The 2,618-nt window shown below is 60.6% G+C and carries 3 protein-coding genes; 2 read left to right on the top strand and 1 reads right to left on the bottom strand.

Annotated elements, in window-relative coordinates:
* On the top strand, positions 1 to 658 hold a 658-nt coding region (locus tag EV669_RS13955), incomplete at its 5' end, for a DUF7281 domain-containing protein (protein WP_132099007.1).
* On the opposite strand, the gene EV669_RS13950 is transcribed toward EV669_RS13955, so the two are convergent.
* Positions 644 to 1,354, bottom strand: coding sequence for a hypothetical protein (locus tag EV669_RS13950; RefSeq protein WP_132099006.1), 711 nt, complete (start codon positions 1,352 to 1,354; stop codon positions 644 to 646). The two genes, EV669_RS13955 and EV669_RS13950, sit on opposite strands and share 15 nt — an antisense overlap.
* Positions 1,355 to 1,482: 128 nt before the next feature.
* Here EV669_RS13950 and EV669_RS13945 point away from each other — a divergent pair, with 128 nt between their 5' ends.
* Positions 1,483 to 2,580, top strand: a complete 1,098-nt coding sequence (locus EV669_RS13945) for a P-loop NTPase family protein (RefSeq protein WP_207913921.1) — start codon at positions 1,483 to 1,485, stop codon at positions 2,578 to 2,580.
* The last annotated feature ends 38 nt before the right edge of the window (positions 2,581 to 2,618 follow it).

Below are 2,618 nucleotides of genomic sequence, written 5' to 3'. Positions count from 1 at the left end.
CCAGGTCGGGATGCTTACCACGGACGACCTGCCGCTGCGGGCGCAACACATCGCCCACGCGCGCGACAGCAAAGCGCGCAATCATCAGCATGAGTGCTACTACCCCTTGCTCAAGGCCGTTGGCGAAAAGGTGCTCTGGCGACAAGGAGCACACGGGAGCGAACTGCCACTCAGCCAGCTCACGCACCACTTCGGGGCTACCAGCCTGCGCATTGAAACTGGCGACACCTGGCAAAGCGGGCAGCCGCTCTGGCTGGTGGAGAACCAGGCGCTGTTTGACCGCACGGATTGGCTGCCAGTAGGAACGCAAGCCACCCTGCTGTACTACGGCGGACAGCTTGATGGCCGGCTTCTCGCCTGGCTGGGGCAGCGCCCGCGTGCAAGCCGTGTCGTACTGTTCCCGGACTATGACGGGGTGGGGTTGGCCAATTTCGCGCGACTCTTTGCACAGCTTGGCGACACTTGCGAATGCTGGCTGATGCCCGACTGGCAAAGCAAACTGGCACGCTATGGCAGCCAGCGGCTATGGCAGGATACGCTTCGGGAGTTCACCAGTGCTGTTCCGCAGTTGCCTGATTATCTGGGCCCGTTAACCGAACAAATGCGCCAATCCGGACTGGCGCTCGAACAGGAAGCGGTCTGGCTACCTGTTCTGTAGGTGCCTTTCGAGTAAGCGTGCTATGTCGCCTGGGGACATACCCGCTTCCAGAGCCTGTCTCAGAATCAGCTCCAGCCGCTGCCAATCTTGCGGCGAGGCGGCATTGCTACCAACGGTTTCTGTCAGGTGGAACATCAGTCCTTCCAGCAGTTCTTCGTCACCCACATCCGCTGCGGCCTGCTCCGCCAGCGCCAAGAGGACGTTGTGTGCTGATGCCAACGAGTCGATTGGCACCCCGGCCAATGCTGCAGGGGTGCTGATGACACGATCCACCCTGACGACTGTCGCCAAATCAAGGGCTTGATCGACGCCCGGCTCGATCTCCATGCGGATCAGCACATCGCCAGCCAACAGAAAGCGGGTTTTGATAAGCCCGGGCTGCTCATCCTGAAACAACCACACCGACTGCTTGTCGGCCAGCAGCTTGCCTAGCACGAGCTTGCTGTCATCCAGCGCCCCACGATCCTGCCACTGGTGCAACACGTCGGTACGCAGGCGCCCGCCTTCCACACCGAGGTGGTGCAACAGGCCGACGAGTCGTTTGGCGGAGATCACCTGCTCCTTGCCACGTAGCCAGACCGAGAGGTTGGCAGTGCGGATACCGGTGGCTTCGGCGATCCGCCCCAGCGTTTCCCCGCGCAGTCGTATCAAGGCGGCGGCAAGGGCTGGCAATTGTTCGGGGGCAAGGGTTGGCATGTCGGGCCCTGTGAATTCACTGTAAATCACTATAAGACTTATCGACCAACAAGGCGAGCGTGCAGGTCTTGGCTGTTTGCACAAATCACTGTTATAGTAATTTATAGTTAAGCCATTGAGAGGCCATCATGCGCAAGCCAAAGCAAGCCCGTCCGTTGCGCCTGCGGGAATACGAAGCCGCCATTGCTGCACTCAAGGTGCAGCATCCCTGGCTTGCCCGGCAGATCGTCGAACCTGCGCCGGGGCATCTGGCCGTGGTAGCACATCTGTTTGCCCAGGTGGAATACCTGCTGCCACCCGCCGTGCTCGCCCGCAAGGGTTCACTGTCCGTGAGCTGCAATCGGGATCGCCTGGCCATTCATTACCAGCCGCCGCGACGCCACAGCGAACGCGCAGCAGCCGTGTTCGATCTGATTGCCCAAACGAAGCACCTTTCGCAGCAACAATGCCCCGTTTGCGGTGTACAGATTGTCGGGGACGGCATCCGTCCGAAACGCTGCCCGCAACATGACGGCATCCAAGGATTGTTTGCCGAAGAAGTGCGCCGCAGCCGCCAGCTCATCGTCGAACAGGGGGTACAGCAGGTGGTGCACGATCTGGGCAAGGTGACGACCGAAGATGTACGCGCCGCCATAGCGGTTGAAGATGAGCCCGTCCCAAGTGAGGCCAAACCGGAGCAGGTTCAGGAGCAGCCGACAGAAACCGCTCAATCAGTGCCCTTGCCGAGCATCGTCTTTGTCGATGAAGCCGGGCTGGAGGCGTTCGTGGATCGCCACCGACCGAAAGGCGATGACAAGTTCAAGCGCGCGCAGGCGATGGCGGAGCGGATCAAGCGGGCGGGCCATGGTAGCCGCCAACTGGGCCTGCTGCCCCCGGACTGGAAAGCCCTTCTGGATGAGTTCGCGCAGGCCTTTCCAAACTTCCATGAACTGGCCGAGCTGCTACGTGACCACTTTGCCCTGTCCAGCCTGGGCGATAGCCGCGTGTCCTGGCCTGCCGTGTTGCTGGTCGGTCCGGCGGGCATCGGCAAAACCGAGGCGGCACGCTGGCTGGCCGATCAGCTCGTGCTACCGTTCCGGGTCTTCGACATGGCGAGTACGCAATCAAGTTCGCCGCTCGCCGGTTCCGAATCATTTTGGAGCAATTCCGAGCCAGGCCAGCTCTTTGAGCTGTTGGCCTACCAGCCACTGGCCTACGCTGTGGTGTTTATCTATGTACTGTACTAGTGTATTATCGTTAGATCTCTTTTGGATTCGTTTGCTTG

Origin of the sequence: Gulbenkiania mobilis (assembly GCA_004346645.1) — a bacterium.
GTDB lineage: Bacteria > Pseudomonadota > Gammaproteobacteria > Burkholderiales > Chromobacteriaceae > Gulbenkiania > Gulbenkiania mobilis.
The sequence above is the reverse complement of the archived record's forward strand: the minus strand, read 5'-3'. Positions and strand labels throughout refer to the sequence as shown.

Coding starts and splice junctions, on each gene's coding strand:
- EV669_RS13945 (WP_207913921.1), top strand. CDS start 1,483: ATGCGCAAGCCAAAGCAAGCCCGTCCGTTGCGCCTGCGGGAATACGAA.
- EV669_RS13950 (WP_132099006.1), bottom strand. CDS start 1,354: ATGCCAACCCTTGCCCCCGAACAATTGCCAGCCCTTGCCGCCGCCTTG.